A 21,616-nucleotide genomic window follows, 5' to 3' on the forward strand; every position below is an offset into this window, starting at 1 on the left:
AGCTCCCATGTTGCATTCTTGTCGCGTCAGATACCGCCTGAATAGATTGAGTCCGCTGCCGCAGCAAGCTCTTTTCCGTCATCATCACGCGGGAAAAGATGCCCGTATGTGTCCATTGTCATCGCAATTGTTGAATGCCCCATACGCTCCTGAACGAGCTTTGGAGGCAATTCCAAACCGCCGTCAGCCTTCCGATTTATGCACCAAGATGCGTACCAATGTCGCAGGCAGTGCATGCCGGTGTATTTAGCTTCAAAGACTGACTCGCCATTCTCGTCTTTATCGCCACTATCGATGGAGACGCCAGCAGCTATCCAAGCTGGATGAAGGCCACGCCGGAGAATGTTCCGAAGTCCTTCAACATTGCCTGCCCCATTCGGAAACACCAATTCAAGAACCGTTACGGGATTTCCGTCAGCATCCTTTTTGCCGGTATCGCGGCGAGGGCAGGCGAGCTTCCATTCCTTCAGTGTATTAATGACCAGAGGCGGAACAGGTATAGTCCGCTCACCTGAAATTGATTTAGGCTTGCCAATGTCATCGTAGCGATCCGCACGTTGATGAACGCGCAAAGTCTTTTTCTCAAAGTCTACATCTTCCCAGCGCAAACCACGAAGCTCGGAGGCGCGAAGCCCGGTAAAGATTGCCGTCATGATCAATGGTCGCCAGCGTCCCGAAATCGAACCAAGAAGCGCGGTTATCTCTTCACGTGCAGGAATATCAATACCGACCTTTAAACGGCCTTTCTGACGCTTCTCTGAGCGGCTTGCGCCTTTGCCTCGTTTGGCCTGCATCTCTCTTGCTGCATTGCGCACCACAAGACCACGCTCCTGTGCATCTGCCAGCATCGTTCCAAGAGTCGTGAGTGTCCGCTTGATCATAAAAGCCGACCTGTCCGCGTTGCGCAACTCGTCCTCGTAGGCCCGTAAGCGAACCGTGTTGAGTGCTGTCAGCTTCGCAGAGCCAAGGAAGGGCGCGATGTGCAGGCGCAGTGTCCGCTCGTAATCCTCGACCGATGATCGTTCAAGATCAGAGCGTTTCACCGCAGCTATCCAGAGCTTGCCAGCCTCATAGACAGTTACTGTTGCACTGTCAGCGACATGCGTACCTTCGCGCACTTCGACCTTTGCCGTGGCTTCAAAATCAACGGCCTCTTTTTTGCGGTCAAACGTCTTGAGGCGGCGCTTGCCATGCAGATCGACATAATCAACCACCCATGCCGATTTCTGTTCGCCCTTCGGCGTTGTCCATTCTCGTTTGCGTATAGACATCAGAATGGGAAGTCCGGGTCAGTATCTTTATTCAAGTTCCTGCGGTTCTCTTCCATCTGAATTCGATCCCACAGCGACATGTTGGCATACTGAATTTGTTTCTCGAGTTTGTCTTTTGGAATGCTATCCAGAATTGCTTTTGCGCCTTCTACATCGTTCTCGCTCAACCGTTTTGTGAATTCAGCGAAGTCGTACTTGGGTAAGACCTCGGATAGATAAACGGCATCATGAAGTGGGTTAGCCTTTTCAGGTGGCGGCACAGCGTATTTTTCTGGACGCCCCACGACTTCCATAGCCCGAAGCTCTTCATCGCTATATTCTGGCTCGTACAAGTCTGCTTCAATTTCGGCTTGGCGCTCTCGATAATTCGACCACAGTTCGCCAACTGCATCTCTGGTTTCTGGATCAACATCAGTCACACGTCCGGTAATGATGCCGTGAACAGTCTCTTCAAAGTCAGTGATAAATTGTTGAACGCGTGGATCCGTTTTCCCGGCAGACAGCAGAGACAGTGCGTCACCAAGCTCTTGCAGGCGTTTTCCTAAAGGCCACTGTTCAGGCCATTCGCGCTCAAGTACGCGAACGATTTCATAATTCATACTCGTGCCTTCCCGATCAGCATGAGCTTTGATCCGGTCACGCAGGCCATCTGGTAGCCTAAGCACGTATTTGTCTTGGGGTTGCACAGGTTTTTTTATCATGGTGGCTACAAGCCATAAAAAACGGGTTGACACAATACTGGCTATCAGCCATGGTTAACAAATGGCTACCAGCCATTACAATAACTACACCTGATAGGATGGCGCGAAAATGGCAGAGTCAGAAACTAAAATCGATTTGATCTGGGGCATTAATGCGATTGCGAAGCTGATCGGACGAACCGACAGGCAGGCTTTCCACATGGCAAGCACAGGACAAATCCCAGCAAAGAAAGTCGGGGGGCGTTGGTGCGCTGAACGCGGCGAACTGGTGGCTTTCTTCAAAGGGAAAGCCGCATGACCCAGAAAGCAAAAAGCCCGGCAGTGCGCCAACACTTGCCGAGCCGAGTTCAAACCCAGACTAAAGGATTGAAGAACATGGACAGCAATAGCACACAGAACGCCGGGGGCGCAACTGAGTTGCCGGTTGAACGGGTAAACCGCTTATCGCGGGAATTATCCGAAGCGCTCAACGGATGGATGGACGGCGAATTTATGGCCGTGATCCTGCCATCCACACGCGGCAACGGCTACCCGATTATGTTCGGGAACATCGACAATCAGAAAGAAGCTCTTGAGGTCATGGCGGGGAGGGCAATTTGATGGCTGGCGCAAGAATTATTCGTACTCAACACGATGAGATTGCCGACTTAGAAACTCCGATTTGTGATGCCGAAAATTCAATCTCAATTTTACAGCGCCTGCTCGACATGAATTTCAGCAAGCCTCACACAGAATTAACAGGAAGCCCCGAACGGTTTCACCTTAGCGAAAGCCAAGTCTCGGACATGCTTTTCGCCGCGAACTTGGTCATGACCTCTGTAGCCCACATAAAAGCGCAGTGGGACGTAGCTTTGGAGGCAAGACGATGAGTGGCCTTCAACACCTTATCACTATGCACAAGGCAACCATGGCCGTTTATAACGGCGTCCCTGACGATGATTGGCCAGATATTGCGGATCAAGTCTCAGCGACGATTGAAACCTCACGCGCCGAGATTGTGAAGTATCGGCCTCACTCACTGCATGAAATGCACCGCAAAGCCGAGTTTATGCTGTCGTGTAAGTCGTTCACCGAATGGGGCGACATTGACATCAAGGACGTAATTCACGGTTTCACGCGTGGGGTGCAGTCATGAGCCTTTTCCGCCTTCGCATTAACGCAGCTCGCCTTGTCATGATCGTCGGCGGCTGGCTCGCTGTAACCATTTGCCCTGAGCTTAGAGAACCGGAAGATCGGGGAAGTGGCCGATGAGCGCGGTTCGTAAGCAGATCAACCAAGATAACGATTTGAGATTTTTCCCAAAACCATCAGGCGAATTGAACCGTGATCTGTCTGGAAAGCGGTGGGAGGCAGAACAGCAAAAGGGCTTGCCTCTCCGATGGCCCACCAATCGCGTTGAACAGGGTAAGCTTTTCGATGCATGGCACGATGTTGCTGCGCAGATCGTAAATGATAAGGGCAGATCGCGCTTCCGCCTGCTGTCCGCAGCAACAAAGCTGATTTATTGGAAAACCGGGATCATTCCAGCGACCAATGAACAGTGGGCTTTAAGTTGTGGTCGCTGCGCTTTGAAGACGGTCACTCGTGATATCGAATTATACGGGTGTCTGGGTATCTTCATTGTCCGATACGGCTGGAAGAAGCGGCAATATGACGGCAAGATTGTGCGAACTCGCAGTATAATTCCATCTCTCCCAGAAACTTTGAAATCGTCAATCACGCTAAATTCGGACGAATTTCATATGGACACCTGTGGTCCCGACGAATGGGGTGTTTTCTCTGACATTCATATAGACACCTGTGGTCCCGAACATCGAGACCTGTGTGGTCCCGGTACCTTAGATACCTATGAAGAGGGCGAAGGGGAGTAATCATGCAGCTTGATCTTTTCACTCATCGCAAGCCAGCAACCATTCATGCATTCCCGCTCTCGCGTAGACGCTTACTTGTCAACGAAGCAGCGGAAGCCCTGACGGTCAAAAGCTATTCGCAGGGCAAGGCGCATTGGACCCGCCTTGTAAATCGGCTTTGGAAGGAAATGACTGCATCTGGCCTCAGTGCCAAGATGATCGATGCCCAGATTAGCGCATTGGCTGATGCTGTAAGCCAAGAAATGAATATTCGAAATTACTACCGTTCATCCAATGGAGGCGGCGCAGCATGATTATTCTCAACGCAGTAAGCGAGCCGCGCAGCGGATCGATGGGGTTTGGGGGATCATCCCCCGGTCAGGAGTTTGAGGATGAAATCCTCATATTGCGAAGCAAACAGAGCGCAGGTTTATCATGAATAAAGCGAACACAGGTTATGTAGACATAGCAGTTGGTCAATGGGTCGTGGCATTTGGCGGGGAATATTTCCACCCAGATAATTCGCTGATCAAGAGCATTGAAGCTCTCCAGTACAAAGGCGCTGGTTGGGACTGGTGTACCGATAAGGTGCTGGTGGTTCACTGCATAAGCAAGGTTATGCCTAAGACCTATCTGGGCTATCGCAATGACGATGGTGCGGAGTTCCGTGAAAGCCGCAATGCAATTGTGGCAACCTTTTCGACCGAGAAGGAGGCCGAGATTTGCAGAAGACAGTTACTGGCTATCGGTGCGCTTGCTGATGAACGGATCGCGGCGGAAACTGCGCGTTTGATAGACCCCTTTGAGAAAGCAGAACGGGCTTATGCTCTTCAGCAGGTGAGAGGATTGCTGCCGCATATTTTCGGAGCGTAGTCGTGTCCATACCAGATCAAGCCATACAGGTAGTGAGCCGCTGAGCGGTAGGCACTTATTGCAGTGTAACATTCCTGCAGGGGTGCATGTGAAAGAGATTAGAAGGACTAATGATTGATGACTTACGAATGGCCTGAGAGCCTTTACACACTGCGCGACTGGTTGAAACAGAATGGTCTTTCGTCTGCCAGCCTCAAGACCGAGCGTCAGGCAGCGTTCATGGCGCAGCAACTGCTTGGCACTCGTCACAAGTTCCCGGAGAAGGGCGCGTCATGCTTTCCTCTTTTAAAGGCCATACAAGACACCTTGCCGGAAGATGGGAAAAGTATCATCCCGAAGGCAAAAACGAGTCAGGCGGTCAAATCTAGTGGAAAGGGCAGCAAGCGAGCTGACGGTGCCGACATCAATTTGCCAGCCGCTGGCCTTATTGTGTTCTCCGATGGCGGCTGTGATCCAAACCCCGGCGCTGGTGGCTGGGGAATGGCCGTCTATCGTGATGGCGTGGAGGTGCATTCTGACTGTGGCGGGATGCTAGAAAGCACCAATAACGTCATGGAACTAACCGGTATGCTGAATGCGATCCGATGGGCAGCATCTCAGAGTGAACCGGTGCATATCCTGTGTGATAGCCAATACGTAGTTAACGGCTGCAATGACTGGCGGCATGGCTGGAAGAAACACGGCTGGAAGCGCGGTAAGAAAGAACTCGCAAATGCCGACCTGTGGCAGGAGATCGACGCCGCATTGAATGGTGCAGATCAGATCACCATTGCATGGGTTAAAGGCCATGCCGGGGTTGAAGGTAATGAGCGAGCCGACGAGCTGGCAACCATGGGCCGAGAGATTGCGCGTGGGAAGACTGAGCCGTCAATGATCGAGCAACAATTGCAATATGTGGTCTGACTTCTATGGACGATGTGCGTTTAGCCGAACTCGCGAATACATACCCGCAGGCATGGCAGTGCTTTGCGAACCACGGTATCCGTGTTGTGGTGCCGAACGCAGTGCCTGGAATTGGTGAGACACGTGCAATCGGTACGCTCGACCGGCTAATCAGAAAGTACGGCGAACAGCATGCTGATTTTGTGGTTATGACTTTGGCGGAAAGCCACAATAACCGGAACTTCATTGATGAAACTACGCTCTGGGCTGTCAGTGACATGGTGCGCACGGCAAAGCGCAATTATCCCGGCGTAATGGAGAATGATTTAGAGGCTTGGTTCACTTTTTGGGATGGTACTCCGCTGGGTGTTCTAGCCGACTGGTGCCACGGCTTGGATGGACTGGTTTCTAAGCGACCCGCGCTCGTAGGTATGCTATTTGAAAGAATGCTCCGGCATTTTGGCGAAATGAGCCAACAGCCTGATTTGCTTGACGATAGAGGGATTACAGTATGAACGAACAGGAAGTGCGAGCCCTTTTTATTCATGCCGCTTTTGTCGATAACCGGTTGCCCGAGACAGGACGGCCAGCACGTTTGAAGGCTCAGGCTTTGCCGTATTTCCATACTCAACAGGAAAAGGCGGGCTGGATACCGGCAGACTATGTGAATGGTGAGCCTATCCCGGGCAAGACTGCTCAGGAACGCAGGCGGCTCAAACGTCTGGCTAATGATAAGCTGGAGTTTAACGACCGTGGAAGGCTTGGAGAAGAAGCTGATCGGTTCTGGTCTGGTCGATCGACGCGCCTGCAAGCGGAAGATCTTTCAATCTGGGAAAAGGCAAATGACCTTATCAGGCTCGTCACTCGTGAGCGGAACCGGCGCTGTCTTTGGGCTTACGCAATGTCTCAGGCCAAAGCTTTGAAAGTATCCTCGGTCAATGCTTCTGGCGAGTTGCGTTGGCTGCGAATGTCGTTCTCCAAGTGGTGCGCAACGGTGGAAGGTGTGCATCGGAACTACGGAAAAGTTTGTGCAGACACGGCAATTGTTGAAATTTCAGGCAAACTTGCCAGCAATGGCGCGCAGCCTAACGAAAAGGCACGAAACTGCACCTTGCGACTTACCCCGGAAATCGGTGATATTCGGGATAAGATGGAGGCCAGCGCGTCAAGAGATTACAACACGTTCACAACTGATGGATGGGCTGTAAAAGACCGCAAGGTGGCGCTTCAAAGGTTTGATGAAAAGCTGATCTACGTTGATATGTCGGACTTGAGAAACCGGCGCAGACGAAAGCAGTATTTGGATAAGGCGAAGGCAGCATAGTGGGTTTTCAGCTTTTTCTGGCAGCATTTACCATCATTCTTAGCGCTCCCTTCGTTTATGTCGGCGCAAAAATAAGAATGCCGACCTTATACAAGTTCGCCTATTTCGCCATTATTGTGCTTATTGCAGGTGTGACGATTATCAAAGGTCGGCATGTTGGATGAAGGCAATGCCGGAAGATTGCCCCGTATCTTCAAATGACAGGAATGTCTAAGGGATTAACTCAACCTATCCCGCAGCCTCTGGGTCGTTTGGCTTACTTTCATTTGCAGTTTTGGACGGTGTTTTGATGTCGTCTTTCCCATGAGAAAATAGCGCAAGCGTTATCAATGCGAATACCATGATGATGATTGCTACGTCGAAGGCGTTAAGTGCGCAGGCTATTCCGATGGCACCAGTGGCCCAAAGGCTCGCAGCCGTAGCCGTTCCTTTAACGGACGAACTCAGGCGTAGAATAGCGCCACCACCAATAAAGCCCATGCCAGTGATGACGCCTTCGATAATACGGGCCAGCGCTTCTGGGTTATCTGCCGTCAACCCCTCTGTGGCTTTAACGAAACCGCAGCTAGCAACAGCAACTAGAGGAAAAGTTCTTAGGCCTGCGCTTCGTTCTTCGACCTCGCGGTGCCAACCGATAGGCAGAGCTAATATATAGGCTGCTGCCATGGTAATGATGTGCGGCCAAACATTGAAATTGTCAGCACTTAAAGCTTGATGAAGTGCTGATTGAAACTGCTCCATTGTACCGCTCCCACTATTGACGCAGCGATAACGTAGTCAGTTCATTTCAGTTCCAAGCAGAACGGACTGCGCAATGTCTGACGACCGGCGGGTTTGCAAGTCTATCTGTCAAACCCGCTGCTTAAGCGGATGGGAAAAAATACGAGCGGCTTTCGGGCTAACTCCCATTTGTCATTAATGTGGAAGTATCGCATTAATTTGGGTAACCATATCATTTAGCTGGATGCGTAGTTCAGCATCTTCTTCTGCTCGTTCATGGTCGGATAGTCCAGAACGGGCATGGAGCTTAGCCTTAATCTCTTCGATCTTGGCTTTGATGTGTTCAATTTCATCTTTGACGATATGCGACATTGTGTTTGCCTACATTAGAGTGGAGATGCTTAGACGCTAGTAGCTTTCGCTTCGCCTTTTGTTTAATATTTTTTAATCATAATAAAGCGCTACTCGGCTAAAATTCCCTATTAGATTGGGTGTGGCTTATTTACTACAGACTTTTGAGCAAGATGCCATATCTTAATCTCTAGAGTTTTTCTAAAGGGCTTGGAGAGATTAAAATGAAAATTAAAGCGATCTTGTTTGCTTCGGCAGCTATTTTTGCAGGCATCTCGGTAGCTAATGCAGCTGACGCCATTGTATACGAAGAACCAGCACCGGTTGTTTCTGCACCTGTGTTTTCTTGGACTGGCGGTTATCTCGGCGGTCAAGTGGGTTGGGGTTGGGCGAAGTCCACCTTTGATCTAAACGGTTACAATATTGGCCACATGAAACCAGACGGTTTCCTCGGCGGTCTTTACGCAGGTTATAACTTCGACCTCGGCAACAATGTGGTTCTGGGTCTCGATGGTGACGTAACCTTCAATAATCAGAAAGACAATATTTCTGAGACCTTTACTGATGGCGTAGATAGCCTGACCCTCGGCGCTGAAAGCAAGCTGCGTACTTCTGGTGCGGTTCGCGCACGCGTAGGTTATGCATTTGACCGTTGGCTCCCATACGTTGCCGCAGGTGTTGCGATTGGCAGCGTTAAGAATACCGTCTCAGCTTCTGGTAACATTGACGGTCAAGCTTTTGATGTTTCTGAGTCCAAAAGCAAAACACACGTTGGTTGGACTGCTGGCGCTGGCGTAGATTACGCTGCAACAGATAACGTCATTCTGCGTCTCGAATACCGTTACAGCGACTACGGTAAGAAGAACTACTCGGTAGTAGACGACGTGCTCACAGCTCGTAACAAGTTCAAGACCAACGAAGTTCGTCTCGGCGTTGCCTACAAGTTCTAATAACTGGTGACCTCCAGTTTAATTAAACCGCTCGGAGAAATCTGGGCGGTTTTTTATTGGAAATCGAACCTGATGCATAGCGGATGGGCAAGAATTCGAGGCAACGCCTCAACGGAATGCGAGGCGGCGGATTGCAGCCGATCCCGGCGAATAGCTGCAAGTGAGCGCTGGGATAGTTGGATAACTGGCAGGAGAAACCCCGTGTATACTGCTGCCCAGATGGGCCGACTACGGTGCGCCTCGCATATAAACTAGTCAGACTTGAAACATGCCATTGGCGTCATATCTACGCTGCCAGAAACAAATGAGGTGGTGAGATGAAGCTGAAGCATTTAAGCATTATAACAGCATTGGCTGGTCTGGCGATTTTGACCGCTTGTAAAACCACACGGCACGATTTGGCGTTGGCTCCAGTGCATAATTTCGATGCAGATCGATATTTGGGTAAGTGGTATGAACTCGGTCGCATTGAAAACCGCTTTGAAAAAGGTATGAACCAGACAACCGCCCAGTACTCCCTAAACGAGGATGGGACTATAAAGGTTGTTAATGCGGGTTTCGATCCGGCCAAAGGCAAATTCAGAAGTTCTACCGGCAAGGCTAAGTTTGCTGAGGGAGCAGATGTTGGTGCTTTGAAAGTTTCTTTCTTTGGCCCGTTTTACGGCGCTTATAATATCGTGGCGCTTGACCGTAATTATCAATGGTCGATTGTTGCTGGAGATAATCCGAATAAATATTTTTGGGTGCTCTCGCGTCAGCCCAAGCTAACAAATGCGCTGAAATCTGAGGCTTTAAAGGTTGCTAATACCCTCGGTGTTGATCCATCTACAATCATTTGGGTGAAGCAGTAATTTTCGATTTAACGAAGAGAAACAAGACCCGCCACGCTTCGGCGCACCCCGGCGGGTTACTATTTATGGTTTGTGAAAGAGCTTGCAGCGCGTATGGCAGTTAATTCAACCTGACCGCCACTTTGTTCAAAAGCTCTGATTACAAATCTGGCAAGCTTGTCTTTACCATCATGTGTGGTTGGACACTGCCCCAGAAGATCACAGCACCGGCTATATGCATTTTGCAGTGCTTTAAGATCATGTGGTGTGAATACGCCCCTATAAGCTGAACTTTTGAAAGGCATCCCCGTTTCCTCCCTTCCGAATAAGAAACATCGGAAGGTGGTCAAATTCAACTGAAATCTTATTGTTATTCAGCCCCGCCTAGTGCGGGGTTTTCTGTTTGGGGAGAGTAATGGCAACTTGTGACCTGAAAATCTCCCTGAATGGAGATAGCCTGTCTGTGATGCTATCGACGCTTACCGAGGCCGCGAATAGATTTCCTGAATTTGGCGACAACCTTCTCCGCTTCCTTAATTCCGGCGAAGAGCTGTTCACTGTCGATGACGACATCAGACCCACACCCGGCGCAGGTGAGCTTGTCGTGAGTTTTAAGCCAAGCGATGGTCTTCTCGGTCTTGTGTCCGCATTTAGGGCAAGTAACCCCGATTTTCTGATCTTCAAACATGATGAGCCTCCCGCTGGCAATTCAGCACAGGCGCATTGAACTGTCTAGCCATTCTGGGAGCGGCACTCCTTTCACTCATCCCACCGGGCGATGAGGCAATAGCTACACTCGCGCAGAAGAAGCAACACTGGCTGCTCCGGGGCAATGCCTTGCATATCAACAGTGTGAAGTGGGCAAGCCCGGTAGTCACTTTTGCCAAACAAAAACTGTCGTGTTGAAGTTTGCTTTGCATTCTGGACAAGTGAGGTTGGAATAGCCGCCACCTCGATATTGTGTGAGACGGTAGAACCGACCGAAGTTTTGTTCACACCTTGGGCAAAAAGGTTCACCCTTAGGACTGCCATCGTCAAATGGTTCGTACTTGAAACCGTTGTACTCAACTAGCTTACCGCGGAACTCGAACGCTGACTTGAGGCGCTTAGCCTCACTTTTCTCAGCTTCGATGACTTCGCTTGCTTCTATTAGGCCAATCTTAGCGTCCGCTAGCTGTGACATCACATCGGCCAGTTTCGCCTTGAGCTCTGCTTTGTCAAATTGCGCGTCAATTGAGCGAAGCTCATTCACGATTTTGAGTGCGCCTGTAACTGAGGCAATAGCTTCAACTATTGTCATGTGTTTCTCCGTCCAATACCCGACAGGAATAAACCGTGGCTTGCAAATCAAAGCAAGAGGGATAGATGCCTAAGATCAAAACCCTCAAGCCTCTCGTGTCCACGATGAAGCCAAGGCTGGGACATGAAGGATAGGCGAAGAGCGCACAGGCCAGACCGAGATACAGCACAGCCCTATAGGCAATGGTACAAGACAGCGAGATGGCAGAAGCTACGTTGGTCCATCCTCGTCCGCGACCTATTCACCTGCCAGATGTGCGGCGTGATCCTGAGAGAAGGAAGATCAGAAAAGGGCGCAAGCGGGTTAAGACCGGCAGTATGCGACCACCTGATACCACATAAGGGTGATGAAGCCCTGTTCTTCAGTGAGAGCAACCTATGGGCAGTATGTGACAGCTGCCATGATGGTCCATGCCAATCGATAGAACGAATGCACTATCGAAGCCCAGACACTATCAGGATCAAAAAGATCGAGCATCGCAATGTTGGGCAGGATGGATACCCAACAGCGCCTAAAGATCGATGGATAGATCGAAGCTTTCATATAGGCGCATAGACGAGCGTTTTGATTGAAGTGTTGCAATGCATCAAAAAAAGATCAAACGCCTCTCAGTGGCCCGATATGGGGCGGTCAGATAGGCCGGGGCGGGGTAAAAGTCTACAGCTGACCGTCAGCCAGACCCGCGTCCCAAGCATTTACACGCATCCGCAATTCATAAAAAGGGTTTAGGCCCGTGAAAGGGCTGAAATGCCACGTCCGCAAACGCCACTTGCTAAGGCGGCGCTAACTGGCGCTGACAAGAAAGACCCGCAACGTTATCGCGACAGAAGTAACCCGAAAGCTTCGGGGCGCGGTATCGAAAAGCCCCAGATTATCTGAGTAAGAATGCAAAAAAGGCATGGGCAATCTTTGTCGATGAAATCCCGTGGCTGGTCTACGAGGACCGAGCGGCACTAGAGATTGTCAGCATCATGAGGGGGCAGATTATCGAAGGCGCAAGCGATCTGCCTGCTTCATTCTTTGGCAATTACCGCATGGCCGTTTCATCACTAGGCGCAACGCCGGTTGATCGGTCCAAGGTTCACCAGCCACATGAAGAAGCTGATGATGATCCCTTTGCAGAATTTGACGGTAGGCAACATTGAGCTACGCAGATAAGGCGCATCAATACGCCCGTGACGTTGTTTCAGGCGCTATTCCGGCCTGCAAGTATGTCTATCAGGCTTGCCAGCGACAGCTTGACGATCTGGCTAATCCGCCGAAGGGCTATCACTTCGATACCGGAAGGGCAGAGCGCATCTGCCGATTTGTCGAGCTATGCCCACATATCAAAGGCCCGTCAGCTTCACGCGGCGATCTGATGATTTTGGAGCCGTGGCAGCTATTCATCTTGAGCACGTCATTCGGCTGGGTGGATAGTAACGGAAATAGGCGGTTTCGTCGCGTTTATGTGGAAGTCCCCCGCGGTAACGGGAAGTCATCTTTCTCGTCGCCGGTTGGTCTTTACATGCTTGCGCTTGACGGTGAAGCCGGTGCTGAAATCTACTCGGCAGCGACGACACGCGATCAGGCTCGCATTGTTTTCCGCGATGCACAGGCGATGGCAAGAAAGATGCCTGCCTATCGCAATCGGTTTAAGGTCGATGTCAGTGCACAGTCTCTTGTGCAGATGAAAACATCGAGCGCGTTCAAGGCTCTATCCGCTGACGGGCATACGCTTGACGGTTTGAATATTCATCTGGCTATCGTAGACGAGCTTCACGCGCACAAAAGCCGTGATGTTTATGATGTTCTGGAAACAGGGCTTGGCAAACGGCCTCAATCGATGCTGTGGATGATCACCACGGCAGGCAGCAACAAGCACGGTATCTGCTACGAGGTCAGGAAGTTCGTTCTTGATGTTCTGGCTGGCACTGTAGCGGGGGAGGCTGCTGACGCTGTATTCGGAATTATTTACACCATTGACGAGGGCGACGATCCGTTTGCAGAAGAAACTTTGCGGAAGGCAAACCCGAATTGGGGTGTGTCTGTCGATCCTAAGATTGTCTTACAGACGGCAGGCAAGGCCAGACAGGTTGCAACAGCAAGGGCGAATTATCTCACCAAGCATCTGAATGTTTGGGTTGACGCTAATTCGGCGCTGTTTGACACAGACTGGTGGCGCAAATGCGAGGACCGCGATCTTGTTGAGGAAGACTTTGCCAACGACGAATGTGTCATTGGCCTTGATCTGGCAAGTAAGATCGACATTGCAGCGCGTGTAAACCTCTATCGCAGGTTGATAGATGGGAAGGCTCATTATTATGTTTTCCCACGTTTTTACCTACCGAGAGTTGCAATAGAAGAAGATAAGCACCCGATGTATCGCGGGTGGGAGATGCAGGGCGACATAACTGCCACTGCCGGTGAGACAATCGACTTCGGTTCAATCGAGGATGACATCAAGGCGGAAGGTCCGGGATTAAATCTGCAAGCTGTAGCAACTGACCCATGGCAAGCGCAGCAGATGATCCAGAACCTCAAGCGCGATGGAATGCCTGCCGAGGAATATCGGCAAACAGTGGCAACGATGAGCGAGGCGACGAAAACGCTTGATGCTCTCATGCGGGAACAGCGCATTCATCACACCGGAAATGCGGTGATGAACTGGATGATCGGCAATGTTGTCGGGCATTACGATGCAAAAGAGAACGTCTACCCGCGCAAGGAGATGCCTCAAAACAAGATCGACGGTGCGGTGGCGCTAATCATGGCTCTTGGCTGGTTTATTCAGCAGGAAACGGAACATGATGGCATGGATGATTACTTCAAGAGCTTGGCAGGTGCAGCGTGAACCTATTGCGAAAGATGCTGAATGGTTTCGTTGGCGATACGCCTGTTAAGCGGAACCTGACCGTTCGTGAGCCTGACGCTTGGTATCCGGGTGACAGCATCGGCGGGGCCGGGGAGATCATCACTGAAAAGAATGTTCTTGCACTGTCTGCGGTGTGGGCATGTGTGAACCTGATTTCAGGTACAATCTCGTCGTTGCCGCTTATGGTTTATCGCAAGAGTGCTGACGGATCACGCGAGGTCGCAAGCGATCACCCACTCTATGTTGTGCTGCACGACAGCCCGAATTACGACCAGACAGCGGTTGACTTCTGGGACTTCATGGCGGCATCGGTTGAGCTTTGGGGCAATGGTTACGCTCGTGTCAATCGATCAAATGGTAATGTTCGGGTCTTAACTCCTATTCTTCCGGCGCTGATGAGCGTTCAGAAGAAGTCCAACGGCGATCTGATTTACAAGTGGACTGAGGACGGCAAGGCGAACGAAGCCACAGATCGCGAAATCCTGCATATCCGTGGTTTCGGCGGCAACCCACTTGGCGGAGCGTCGACGCTTTACTTCGGTCGCCGTGTGTTTGGCTTATCGCAGGCAGCGGATAGATCAGCCGGATCGATGTTTGAGAACGGTTTGCGACCTTCTGGTGTTCTCAAGTTCGAGAAGTGGCTGAACGATGAGCAGCGCGAGCTTGCCGAACAGAAACTTGCAGCGAAAATCGGAAGCGGCAATGCTGGCAAGCCTATCATCCTAGAGGGCGGCACCGAATGGCAGCAACTGACGATTACGCCAGAAGATGCCCAGATGCTGGAAACCCGCTCATTCTCTATTGAGGAAATCTGTCGGTTCTTCGGTGTGCCTCCGCATATGGTTGGTCACACATCGAAATCGACAAGTTGGGGATCGGGTATTGAAGCGCAAACACTCGGCTTTCAGAAGTTCACACTTCGCCGTCGTTTGAAGCGCATTGAACAGGCACTGATGAAACAGCTCCTGACGCCAGCGGATAAGGCGGCAGGGGTTATCATAGAATTTAACCAAGAAGGCCTTCTGCGGGGCGATACGGCGGGAAGAGCGCGGTTCTACCAGCAGATGACGGCAATCGGCGCGATGACGATCAACGAAGTCCGAGAGCTTGAGAACTTGCCACCTGTCGAGGGCGGAGATGTTCCACGCATGCAGATGCAGAATGTGCCCATTACCGAAGCCGGTGCAGACCGAGAACTGACCCCGCGTCAGAGCGACAACGAGGAATAATCTCGATGAAAACCAAAGACTTTGCCTTGCAGGTTAAAGACCTGTCGGAAGACGGCACCTTTACGGGTTACGGCTCGGTCAACGGCAATGTTGACAGCTATGGCGAGCGGGTAATGCCCGGTGCTTTCGCTGGCAGTCTCGCTAAGCATAAGCGCGAAGGCACAAGCGTTCTGATGCTTTGGCAGCATAACCCGAATGAACCGATCGGTATCTGGGATGATCTTGCTGAGGATGCAAAAGGCCTTTGGGGTAAGGGCCGCTTGATCATGGAAGTGCAGAAGGCTCGTGAAGTCCATGCGCTCATGAAGGCGAATGCTATCGGTGGTCTTTCCATCGGGTACCGAGAAATCAAAGCCACTCCTGACGGCAATGTGCGCAATCTGGATGAATTGGACCTGCGGGAAATCTCCCCGGTTTCTTTCCCAGCCAATCGCCGCGCCCGTATCGAGGCAGTGAAATCTGAACGCATGGATGAGTTTGCCAGACGCCTCCGCGATGGCGACCCCATGCCGATCAAAGAATTTGAGGACATCTTGCGAGAGGCAGGGGTTCCAAAAAGCATGGCATGCGCGATTGCCTCGCATGGTTATGCAAAGGCCGTTCTGGGTGATCCAGAGGGCGAAAAGGCAAGCGACGCAACCGCATTCTTAAAAGCATTGCGCGGTTAAATCTCACCCTCTTTGTCCAGAAAGGACATTATCAATGAGCGACAATAAAACAGCAGAGCAGCTTGCTCTGGAGGTTAAGGCTGACTTCGAGAAGAAGTTTGACAGCGTCAAGGAAATCGCTGAACAGGCCGTGGCTGAAGCCAAGAAGAATGGCGACATCAGCGAGAGCCTCAAGGCAAAGGCTGACGAAAGCCTTACCGCCATGAATGAACTCAAGGCACGTCTTGACGATTTCGAGCAGAAGGCAGCACGCGGCGGTGGCGAAGGCGACCGGGAAAAGTCGATTGGTGAGCAGTTCGTTGAAAACGACAAGGTCAAGGAATTTCTCGGTCAGGCGAACCCTCGCGGTCGCATCGACATTCAGACCAAGGCCACGCTGACCACGGCAACCACGAACGCCGCCGGTTCCGTTGGCGCTGCAATTCAGACCACCCGACTTCCCGGCATTCTTGAGCTGCCCCAGCGCCGTCTGACTATCCGTGATCTGCTCTCGCAGGGTCAGATGGACGGCGGTTCACTGGAATACGTCAAGGAAAAGGGTTTCAACAACCGCGCCGCTGGCGTGGCTGAAGGTGCGGCAAAGCCAAACTCGGATATTCAGTTCGAGCTGGTAACGACCTCTGCCAAGGTCATTGCACACTGGATGAAGGCTTCCCGTCAGGTGCTGTCTGACGTGTCACAGCTTCGCTCGATCATTGATCAGCGCTTGCTGTACGGTCTGGCATACGTTGAAGAAAACCAGCTTCTCAACGGTGACGGCACAGGCCAGAACCTGCTCGGCATCATCCCGCAGTCGACAGCGTTCGCTATCCCTGCCGGGACAACCATGCCAGCAACTGTTACCGGCATTGATCGTCTTCGTGTGGCGATGCTTCAGGCGGCGCTTGCTGAATATCCAGCAACCGGCCATGTCCTCAATCCGATTGATTGGACGTCGATTGAACTGCTCAAGGACACTCAGGGCCGTTACATCATCGGCAATCCGCAGGGTACGCTTTCGCCTACTCTTTGGGGCCTTCCTGTTGTCACCACTCAGGCGGTTGCGGCTGGTAAGTTCCTCACCGGTGCGTTCAAGCTTGGTGCGCAGATTTTCGACCGCTGGCAGGCACGTGTTGAAGTCGCAACTGAGAATGAAGACGACTTCATCAAGAACCTTGTCACCATCCTTGCTGAAGAACGTCTCGCTCTGGCTGTCTATCGTCCAGAAGCGTTCATCTACGGCGATGTGAACGCGGCTCCGGGTGGCGGCGAATAAGTTCTGATCAAATCGACGGGCAGTTAACGCTGCCCGTTTCTTGATCTGAAGGAGATTGCCATGAAAACCTATGAAGTTTTACGCCGTCATCAGGGTGATAAATTCTATGAACCCGGCGATGAACGACAGGCATCCGAAACTGATGTGTCGCATTTGGTGAAGAATGGCGTTTTGAAGGAAAAGTCCGAGGAAAAGCCGAAGAATAAGGCTGAAGGTCGGGCAGAAAAGAACAAAGGCGGTTGATAAATGCTGCTTCCTGTCCGCACACAAGCGCCAGCAGACCTACCGGTATCGCTTGAAGAAGCTCGTCAACATCTGATTGTGTCGGGTTTCACCGATGATGATAACCAGATCACGCGCTTTATTCAGGCCGCGACCGATCATCTTGAGCGTACGCTTAACATCGCGCTTGTCACTCAGACGTGGAAGCAATCGTTTTGCTCGTTTAATAGCTTCCTGCGGCTGCGTATGGGGCCAGTGGCTAGCGTTGAGGCCGTGAAGTACTTCGACACCGATAATGTGGAGAAAACCGTTTCAGAGGCCTCCTACAAGACGCTGGACTATGCCTGCGGAACAGTTCTTTCGCTCGCTTACGGTAACTCGTGGCCCGCTACTGTAGCCCGCGCCGATGCGGTCACTATCGAATACAAGGCAGGGACAGCCCCGGCAGACGTGCCAGCCTCTCTCAAGGCGGCAATCCTGATGCATGTTGGGCTGATGTACTCATACCGAGGCGACCCAGAAGGCCCACGGATTGAGAGCAATCAAGCCTATGAAGCTCTTATCTGGCCGTTTCGCCGTCCGAAGGTGTAATCATGGCTAGATTAGGATCAGGGCAACTTCGTTCATCTATCACCTTCAGCACCATCACCGAAGTGCCGGACGGGCATGGTGGTTTCGAGCCGACCCCGACCGATTTCACAGTCCGCGGCAATATCCGGTATCTGCGGGGAGGGGAAACGGTTCAGGCGGCAAGGTTGACGGGTAAGCAGCCGGTTGTTGTCACGGTGCGCAGAAGTAGCCAGACGGCAGCTTTGACCACTGATGACGGTATGCGTGATGCGCGCACCGGAACCGAGTACCAGATCAGGGCAATTGTCCCGACCGAGGATCGGCAGTTTATGGAAATTACAGCGGAAAGCGGGGTGGCGACATGAGTGTTTCCGTCTCATTCCAAGACCTGATTATTTCCACGCTCAAGGCCAACGCGAAGGTTTCGGCACTTGTCGGTGATCGTGTGTATGACGGCCCACCTGAAAAGCCGACATTTCCATATATCTCGATGGGCGCGAGTGATTTTCGCACCGATGATGCTGATTGCATCAATAGCCGTGAAGAAACAATCCAGATTGATTGCTGGGTGCGCAAGAATGGCCGGAAATGGCCGTGCAAAGAGATTGTTGACGCCATTGTAGGCGCTTTGAGAAACACCACTGGTGAGCTGTTAAGCGGCGCTCTTGTGGGTCTTAATATCGAATTGTCGCGTGTTTTGGATGATCCAGACGGTATAACCGCTCATGGCATTGTGCAAGTCACCGGACTGATTGACGAGGAATGGGAAGATGGTTGAGGGCTTAGACCGGCTCAAGCGAAAGCTTACTAAGACCATTCCGCAGGCTGTATTCGATGCGACGATCAAAGCAATGGAGCAAGGTGCTGGCGAAGTCGTCAGTATGATGCGTCGATTGGCACCGAAAGATACGGGTGCACTTGCACAGACGATCAACTGGACGTGGGGCGATGCGCCGAAAGGCTCAATGGTCCTCGGCAAGTCAGCACCGACACGCGACGGTTTGGTGATCACGATCTACGCTGGCGATACGTCAACGATGGTTGGTGAACGTGAGCAATTCCAGCTTGCCAGACTTCAAGAGTTCGGCACCCAGCACATGAAGGCCAGCCCGTATTTCTTCCCATCATGGCGCACGTTGCGAAAGCGTGTCCGGGGCAGGGTTACGCGCCAGATGCGCAAAGCAGTCAGAGACGGAGCGAAATAATGGCTTGGGCAATCTTTAAAGTGGAATGCAACTGGTCGCGTCCTCGCAGCCGGTATTCGTTCAACGCCAAGGCTTCGCCGGAACCGCAAGAACGTCCGCAAGACTTCATTGATTACTGCGTATCGAAAGGCTGGGCCGAAGCGGTCGCAAGCCCGACACGCGATCAGAAACGCGCCCTGAAAGGCCGTAAACGGGCTTAGCCCAATCACCTGAAACCGGGCCTCAAGCCCTATCAAGGCTGGCGTATTGCTGGCCCGTTTTCGCATGGAGAAATAACATGGCCGTTAAGCCAATTACCGCAGAATTTCAGCATCTTGTTGTTGAGATTGAAACAGATGTCGAGGGTACTTTCTCGAAGATTTGCGGCATCACACAGCGCGGTATCAACCGCCAGCACAACATGCAGACAACGGAAGTACCCGCCGATTGTGAAGATGAAAGCCTGCCAGCTGTTGTTGAACGTGCTGTTCAGTCCTCGGAAGTTACAATCTCAGGTACTGGCGTATGGGCCAGCCAGAGCCATCAAATGATGCTTGATTGGTGGTATTCGGGCGGTAAGAAGACAATTCGTGTTCAGCACGTCAATTCTGCTGTTGGTGACACAGAATATGAAACAGGATCAGCGATCCTCGTGTACCTCAACAATGCCGTTGAAAAAGGCCAAAAGGTATCGGCTGAAATCGAAATTCAGTTCGACGGATTGCCAACCCGTACCGCTAAGGCTGCGTAATGGCGAAGGCTCTCACATGGGCTGGCGGAGAGCATGATTTTGAACTCCGCCTTGTACACCTTCGCGCCCTGCAAGACAAATGCGATGCAGGGCCGCAATGGATATTGATGCGGCTCACTTCCAAGCAATGGTTCATTGATGATGTGATCCAGCCTATCCGCCTCGGTCTTGAAGGCGGCGGCATGGAAAAAGAAGCCGCTCGTAAGCTTGTCCAGAAATTCGTTGAAGATCGACCGCTCACATTGTCAGTGCTGACTGCGCAGGCTGTGTTGATGGTTGCACTCTTTGGCGATGAGGATGATCAGCCGGGGGAGCGGAAAGCGGGGGCGAAGAAGACCCGAACCCGCTCCCGCGCGGAAAGTGGAAATTCAACCGCTTCTACCAATGGGCCGGAATAATCCATCGCGACATCGGCAAGATGACGCTTTGGGAATTTCGCTGTGCGGTTGAAGGCTTCAAAGCCGCCAATGCGACCGAAGAAAAAGCCGCTCCCGGTATGAGCGACGATCAACTTGCAGAACTTGGAATTGAGGGCTTCTGATGGCGACTGACGTTGAACGCCTTGTCGTGGCTATGGAGGCCCGCACGGCCTCTTTTGAAAAGGCGCTCAACCGGGCAAATGGCGTTGCTAATCAACGCGCTCGCCAGATCGAGAAGCGCTTTTCCACGATGAACGACAACATCAGTCGTTCATTTCAGAATATGCTTCGTGCTGGTGCTGCGATCGGTGGCCTTGGCATTGGTGTAAGTGAAATCCAGCGTATGGCTGACACTTGGACTGATTTGTCCTCTCGTGTAGGCCTTGCTGTCGGGGATATGGATAAAGCTCCTCAGGTAATGGAGCGTATCTATGACATGGCGCAGCGCACCTATTCCGGTATGCAAAACACGGCTGAAAGCTTTCTCACAAATGCGGGCGCTCTCAAAGAGCTTGGTTACAATACCAATCAGCAGCTTGATTACACCGAAGCATTGAATAACGCGCTCGTGGTGTCAGGCGCTAAGTCTGATCGCGCAGCTCGTGTGATTGACGCTCTCGGCAAGTCGATGGCGGCGGGTAAGCTTCAAGGCGACAACCTGAATACGGTGATTGAAGTTGGTGGACGTGTTGCCGAAGTGCTTGCCGCCCAGCTCGGCATTGGTGTCAATCAGCTTCGCGAAGCAGGCAAGGAAGGCAAGATCACCGGTGACGTGATCTACAAGGCTTTGACCACGCGCTTGCAGGAACTGACAGCCGAAGCCGAGAGCATGCCTGCAACTATATCTGACGGGTTTCAGAAGGTCGCCAACGGCTTATTGAAGTTCGTCGGGACAATGGATCAGGCGTCTGGCGTTTCTGCTACTATCGCGCAAGGACTGGTTTTTGTCGGTGATAACTTCGAGCATGTTGCATTAGCAGCAGCGGCAGCGGCGACAGTTCTTCTGGGGCAGTATGTTCCGGCGATGGCACGAGTGGCGCTGGCAGGCGCGACGATGGTTGCAACTAACCCGTTCTTGCTTCTGATTACCGCGATTAGCTCGGCTACGTTCGCTCTCTCGGCGTTCGGTGACCAGATCCAGCCGATTGCACAATGGATGTTGCGTCACTTGTTCGCGATGATCTTCTAGGGGCGCTAAACCTGATATCCGATGCATTAGGCGGCAATGAGGTTAGCTGGGAAGATGTTTGGGAAACAACCAAGGGTGCAGCAAATAACATTATCGGTGCTGTTGGCCTTCTCTACGATACCACCGTAACGACATTTACTAAGCTGCCCGGTGCTGTTGCCGAAGCCGTCATTAATGCCATGAACTCGATGATTGCAGGCATAGAAAGCGGGCTTCAAACAGT

35 protein-coding genes are annotated in these 21,616 nt (G+C 51.8%); 30 read left to right on the top strand and 5 right to left on the bottom strand.

The features are described 5' to 3' along the window. Positions 1 to 26: 26 nt before the first annotated feature. Together RI570_RS11155 and RI570_RS11160 are read right to left on the bottom strand one after the other, a co-directional pair. Positions 27 to 1,271: a tyrosine-type recombinase/integrase gene (locus RI570_RS11155; protein WP_313828470.1), complete on the bottom strand. Its 1,245-nt coding sequence runs from the start codon at positions 1,269 to 1,271 to the stop codon at positions 27 to 29. Further along, positions 1,271 to 1,972 carry an Arc family DNA-binding protein gene (locus tag RI570_RS11160; protein ID WP_313828471.1) on the bottom strand — a complete coding sequence of 234 codons (702 nt, stop codon included), beginning with the start codon at positions 1,970 to 1,972 and terminating at the stop codon, positions 1,271 to 1,273. The genes RI570_RS11155 and RI570_RS11160 overlap by 1 nt, the downstream gene beginning before the upstream one ends. A gap of 109 nt (positions 1,973 to 2,081) precedes the next feature. Between RI570_RS11160 and RI570_RS11165 the strand changes: the two genes are divergently transcribed. The 10 genes from RI570_RS11165 (at position 2,082) to RI570_RS11210 (ending at position 6,901) form a co-directional block, all read left to right on the top strand. Next, positions 2,082 to 2,270, top strand: coding sequence for a DNA-binding protein (locus tag RI570_RS11165; RefSeq protein WP_313828472.1), 189 nt, complete (start codon positions 2,082 to 2,084; stop codon positions 2,268 to 2,270). Then, positions 2,267 to 2,572 (top strand): hypothetical protein, encoded by a 306-nt coding sequence (locus RI570_RS11170; protein WP_313828473.1) that lies wholly within the window; start codon positions 2,267 to 2,269, stop codon positions 2,570 to 2,572. The genes RI570_RS11165 and RI570_RS11170 overlap by 4 nt, the downstream gene beginning before the upstream one ends. Beyond that, a complete protein-coding gene (locus tag RI570_RS11175; RefSeq protein ID WP_313828474.1) occupies positions 2,572 to 2,841 on the top strand; it encodes a hypothetical protein in 270 nt (89 codons plus the stop codon). Before RI570_RS11170 ends, RI570_RS11175 begins: the two co-directional genes overlap by 1 nt. Next, positions 2,838 to 3,107 (top strand): hypothetical protein, encoded by a 270-nt coding sequence (locus tag RI570_RS11180; protein WP_313828475.1) that lies wholly within the window; start codon positions 2,838 to 2,840, stop codon positions 3,105 to 3,107. Before RI570_RS11175 ends, RI570_RS11180 begins: the two co-directional genes overlap by 4 nt. A 112-nt stretch (positions 3,108 to 3,219) precedes the next feature. Further along, entirely contained in the window at positions 3,220 to 3,843 is a 624-nt protein-coding gene (locus RI570_RS11185) for a hypothetical protein (protein WP_313828476.1), read from the top strand. A gap of 2 nt (positions 3,844 to 3,845) precedes the next feature. Then, complete coding sequence (locus RI570_RS11190) at positions 3,846 to 4,136, top strand: DUF6074 family protein (protein WP_313828477.1); 291 nt, start codon at positions 3,846 to 3,848, stop codon at positions 4,134 to 4,136. A gap of 121 nt (positions 4,137 to 4,257) precedes the next feature. Next, on the top strand, positions 4,258 to 4,695 hold the full coding sequence (locus tag RI570_RS11195) for a hypothetical protein (RefSeq protein ID WP_313828478.1): 438 nt from the start codon (positions 4,258 to 4,260) through the stop codon (positions 4,693 to 4,695). 117 nt (positions 4,696 to 4,812) lie between these two features. Next, the gene (locus tag RI570_RS11200; protein ID WP_313828479.1) at positions 4,813 to 5,598 is read left to right on the top strand and encodes a ribonuclease H; all 786 of its coding nucleotides are present in this window, start codon (positions 4,813 to 4,815) and stop codon (positions 5,596 to 5,598) included. 5 nt (positions 5,599 to 5,603) lie between these two features. Beyond that, the gene (locus RI570_RS11205; protein ID WP_313828480.1) at positions 5,604 to 6,092 is read left to right on the top strand and encodes a hypothetical protein; all 489 of its coding nucleotides are present in this window, start codon (positions 5,604 to 5,606) and stop codon (positions 6,090 to 6,092) included. After that, entirely contained in the window at positions 6,089 to 6,901 is an 813-nt protein-coding gene (locus tag RI570_RS11210) for a hypothetical protein (protein WP_313828481.1), read from the top strand. Before RI570_RS11205 ends, RI570_RS11210 begins: the two co-directional genes overlap by 4 nt. A 228-nt stretch (positions 6,902 to 7,129) precedes the next feature. On the opposite strand, the gene RI570_RS11215 is transcribed toward RI570_RS11210, so the two are convergent. After that, positions 7,130 to 7,642 (bottom strand): MgtC/SapB family protein, encoded by a 513-nt coding sequence (locus RI570_RS11215; RefSeq protein ID WP_313828482.1) that lies wholly within the window; start codon positions 7,640 to 7,642, stop codon positions 7,130 to 7,132. 174 nt (positions 7,643 to 7,816) lie between these two features. After that, positions 7,817 to 7,993, bottom strand: a complete 177-nt coding sequence (locus tag RI570_RS11220; protein ID WP_313828483.1) for a hypothetical protein — start codon at positions 7,991 to 7,993, stop codon at positions 7,817 to 7,819. 203 nt (positions 7,994 to 8,196) lie between these two features. Between RI570_RS11220 and RI570_RS11225 the strand changes: the two genes are divergently transcribed. The 3 genes from RI570_RS11225 (at position 8,197) to RI570_RS11235 (ending at position 10,479) form a co-directional block, all read left to right on the top strand. Next, a complete protein-coding gene (locus tag RI570_RS11225) occupies positions 8,197 to 8,922 on the top strand; it encodes a porin family protein (RefSeq protein WP_313828484.1) in 726 nt (241 codons plus the stop codon). 317 nt (positions 8,923 to 9,239) lie between these two features. Beyond that, a complete protein-coding gene (locus tag RI570_RS11230; RefSeq protein WP_313828485.1) occupies positions 9,240 to 9,773 on the top strand; it encodes a lipocalin family protein in 534 nt (177 codons plus the stop codon). 394 nt (positions 9,774 to 10,167) lie between these two features. Beyond that, complete coding sequence (locus RI570_RS11235) at positions 10,168 to 10,479, top strand: hypothetical protein (protein ID WP_313828487.1); 312 nt, start codon at positions 10,168 to 10,170, stop codon at positions 10,477 to 10,479. Positions 10,480 to 10,626: 147 nt separating this feature from the next. Here RI570_RS11235 and RI570_RS11240 read toward each other — a convergent pair whose 3' ends face one another. Beyond that, positions 10,627 to 11,052 carry a hypothetical protein gene (locus tag RI570_RS11240; protein WP_313828488.1) on the bottom strand — a complete coding sequence of 142 codons (426 nt, stop codon included), beginning with the start codon at positions 11,050 to 11,052 and terminating at the stop codon, positions 10,627 to 10,629. Positions 11,053 to 11,799: 747 nt separating this feature from the next. On the opposite strand from RI570_RS11240, the gene RI570_RS11245 reads away from it, so the two are divergent. From RI570_RS11245 to RI570_RS11325, 17 genes are all read left to right on the top strand, one after another. Then, positions 11,800 to 11,931, top strand: a complete 132-nt coding sequence (locus RI570_RS11245) for a hypothetical protein (protein ID WP_313828489.1) — start codon at positions 11,800 to 11,802, stop codon at positions 11,929 to 11,931. A gap of 92 nt (positions 11,932 to 12,023) precedes the next feature. Beyond that, complete coding sequence (locus RI570_RS11250; protein ID WP_313828490.1) at positions 12,024 to 12,197, top strand: hypothetical protein; 174 nt, start codon at positions 12,024 to 12,026, stop codon at positions 12,195 to 12,197. Beyond that, positions 12,194 to 13,885, top strand: coding sequence for a terminase large subunit (locus tag RI570_RS11255; protein WP_313828491.1), 1,692 nt, complete (start codon positions 12,194 to 12,196; stop codon positions 13,883 to 13,885). Before RI570_RS11250 ends, RI570_RS11255 begins: the two co-directional genes overlap by 4 nt. After that, positions 13,882 to 15,135, top strand: coding sequence for a phage portal protein (locus RI570_RS11260; RefSeq protein ID WP_313828492.1), 1,254 nt, complete (start codon positions 13,882 to 13,884; stop codon positions 15,133 to 15,135). The genes RI570_RS11255 and RI570_RS11260 overlap by 4 nt, the downstream gene beginning before the upstream one ends. Before the next feature lie 5 nt (positions 15,136 to 15,140). Next, positions 15,141 to 15,803 (top strand): HK97 family phage prohead protease, encoded by a 663-nt coding sequence (locus RI570_RS11265; RefSeq protein WP_313826404.1) that lies wholly within the window; start codon positions 15,141 to 15,143, stop codon positions 15,801 to 15,803. Between the two features lie 34 nt (positions 15,804 to 15,837). Then, the gene (locus tag RI570_RS11270) at positions 15,838 to 17,058 is read left to right on the top strand and encodes a phage major capsid protein (protein WP_313826405.1); all 1,221 of its coding nucleotides are present in this window, start codon (positions 15,838 to 15,840) and stop codon (positions 17,056 to 17,058) included. Positions 17,059 to 17,118: 60 nt separating this feature from the next. Further along, entirely contained in the window at positions 17,119 to 17,301 is a 183-nt protein-coding gene (locus RI570_RS11275) for a hypothetical protein (protein WP_253177031.1), read from the top strand. Positions 17,302 to 17,304: 3 nt separating this feature from the next. Continuing rightward, a complete protein-coding gene (locus RI570_RS11280) occupies positions 17,305 to 17,871 on the top strand; it encodes a phage head-tail connector protein (protein ID WP_313826406.1) in 567 nt (188 codons plus the stop codon). Between the two features lie 2 nt (positions 17,872 to 17,873). Further along, positions 17,874 to 18,215: a head-tail adaptor protein gene (locus RI570_RS11285; RefSeq protein WP_313826407.1), complete on the top strand. Its 342-nt coding sequence runs from the start codon at positions 17,874 to 17,876 to the stop codon at positions 18,213 to 18,215. After that, positions 18,212 to 18,628 carry a DUF3168 domain-containing protein gene (locus RI570_RS11290; protein WP_313826408.1) on the top strand — a complete coding sequence of 139 codons (417 nt, stop codon included), beginning with the start codon at positions 18,212 to 18,214 and terminating at the stop codon, positions 18,626 to 18,628. Before RI570_RS11285 ends, RI570_RS11290 begins: the two co-directional genes overlap by 4 nt. After that, positions 18,621 to 19,055 carry an HK97-gp10 family putative phage morphogenesis protein gene (locus RI570_RS11295; protein WP_313826409.1) on the top strand — a complete coding sequence of 145 codons (435 nt, stop codon included), beginning with the start codon at positions 18,621 to 18,623 and terminating at the stop codon, positions 19,053 to 19,055. The genes RI570_RS11290 and RI570_RS11295 overlap by 8 nt, the downstream gene beginning before the upstream one ends. Further along, positions 19,055 to 19,255, top strand: a complete 201-nt coding sequence (locus RI570_RS11300) for a hypothetical protein (RefSeq protein WP_313826410.1) — start codon at positions 19,055 to 19,057, stop codon at positions 19,253 to 19,255. The genes RI570_RS11295 and RI570_RS11300 overlap by 1 nt, the downstream gene beginning before the upstream one ends. A 77-nt stretch (positions 19,256 to 19,332) precedes the next feature. Then, positions 19,333 to 19,785, top strand: a complete 453-nt coding sequence (locus RI570_RS11305; RefSeq protein WP_313826411.1) for a phage tail tube protein — start codon at positions 19,333 to 19,335, stop codon at positions 19,783 to 19,785. Further along, positions 19,785 to 20,183, top strand: coding sequence for a gene transfer agent family protein (locus RI570_RS11310; RefSeq protein WP_313826412.1), 399 nt, complete (start codon positions 19,785 to 19,787; stop codon positions 20,181 to 20,183). Before RI570_RS11305 ends, RI570_RS11310 begins: the two co-directional genes overlap by 1 nt. Before the next feature lie 20 nt (positions 20,184 to 20,203). After that, on the top strand, positions 20,204 to 20,326 hold the full coding sequence (locus tag RI570_RS11315; protein WP_313826413.1) for a hypothetical protein: 123 nt from the start codon (positions 20,204 to 20,206) through the stop codon (positions 20,324 to 20,326). After that, complete coding sequence (locus tag RI570_RS11320; protein ID WP_313828493.1) at positions 20,326 to 21,393, top strand: tape measure protein; 1,068 nt, start codon at positions 20,326 to 20,328, stop codon at positions 21,391 to 21,393. The genes RI570_RS11315 and RI570_RS11320 overlap by 1 nt, the downstream gene beginning before the upstream one ends. Next, on the top strand, positions 21,357 to 21,616 hold a 260-nt coding region (locus tag RI570_RS11325; RefSeq protein ID WP_313828494.1), incomplete at its 3' end, for a hypothetical protein. The genes RI570_RS11320 and RI570_RS11325, both read left to right, overlap by 37 nt.

This window comes from Brucella pseudogrignonensis, from assembly GCF_032190615.1.
GTDB lineage: Bacteria > Pseudomonadota > Alphaproteobacteria > Rhizobiales > Rhizobiaceae > Brucella > Brucella pseudogrignonensis_B.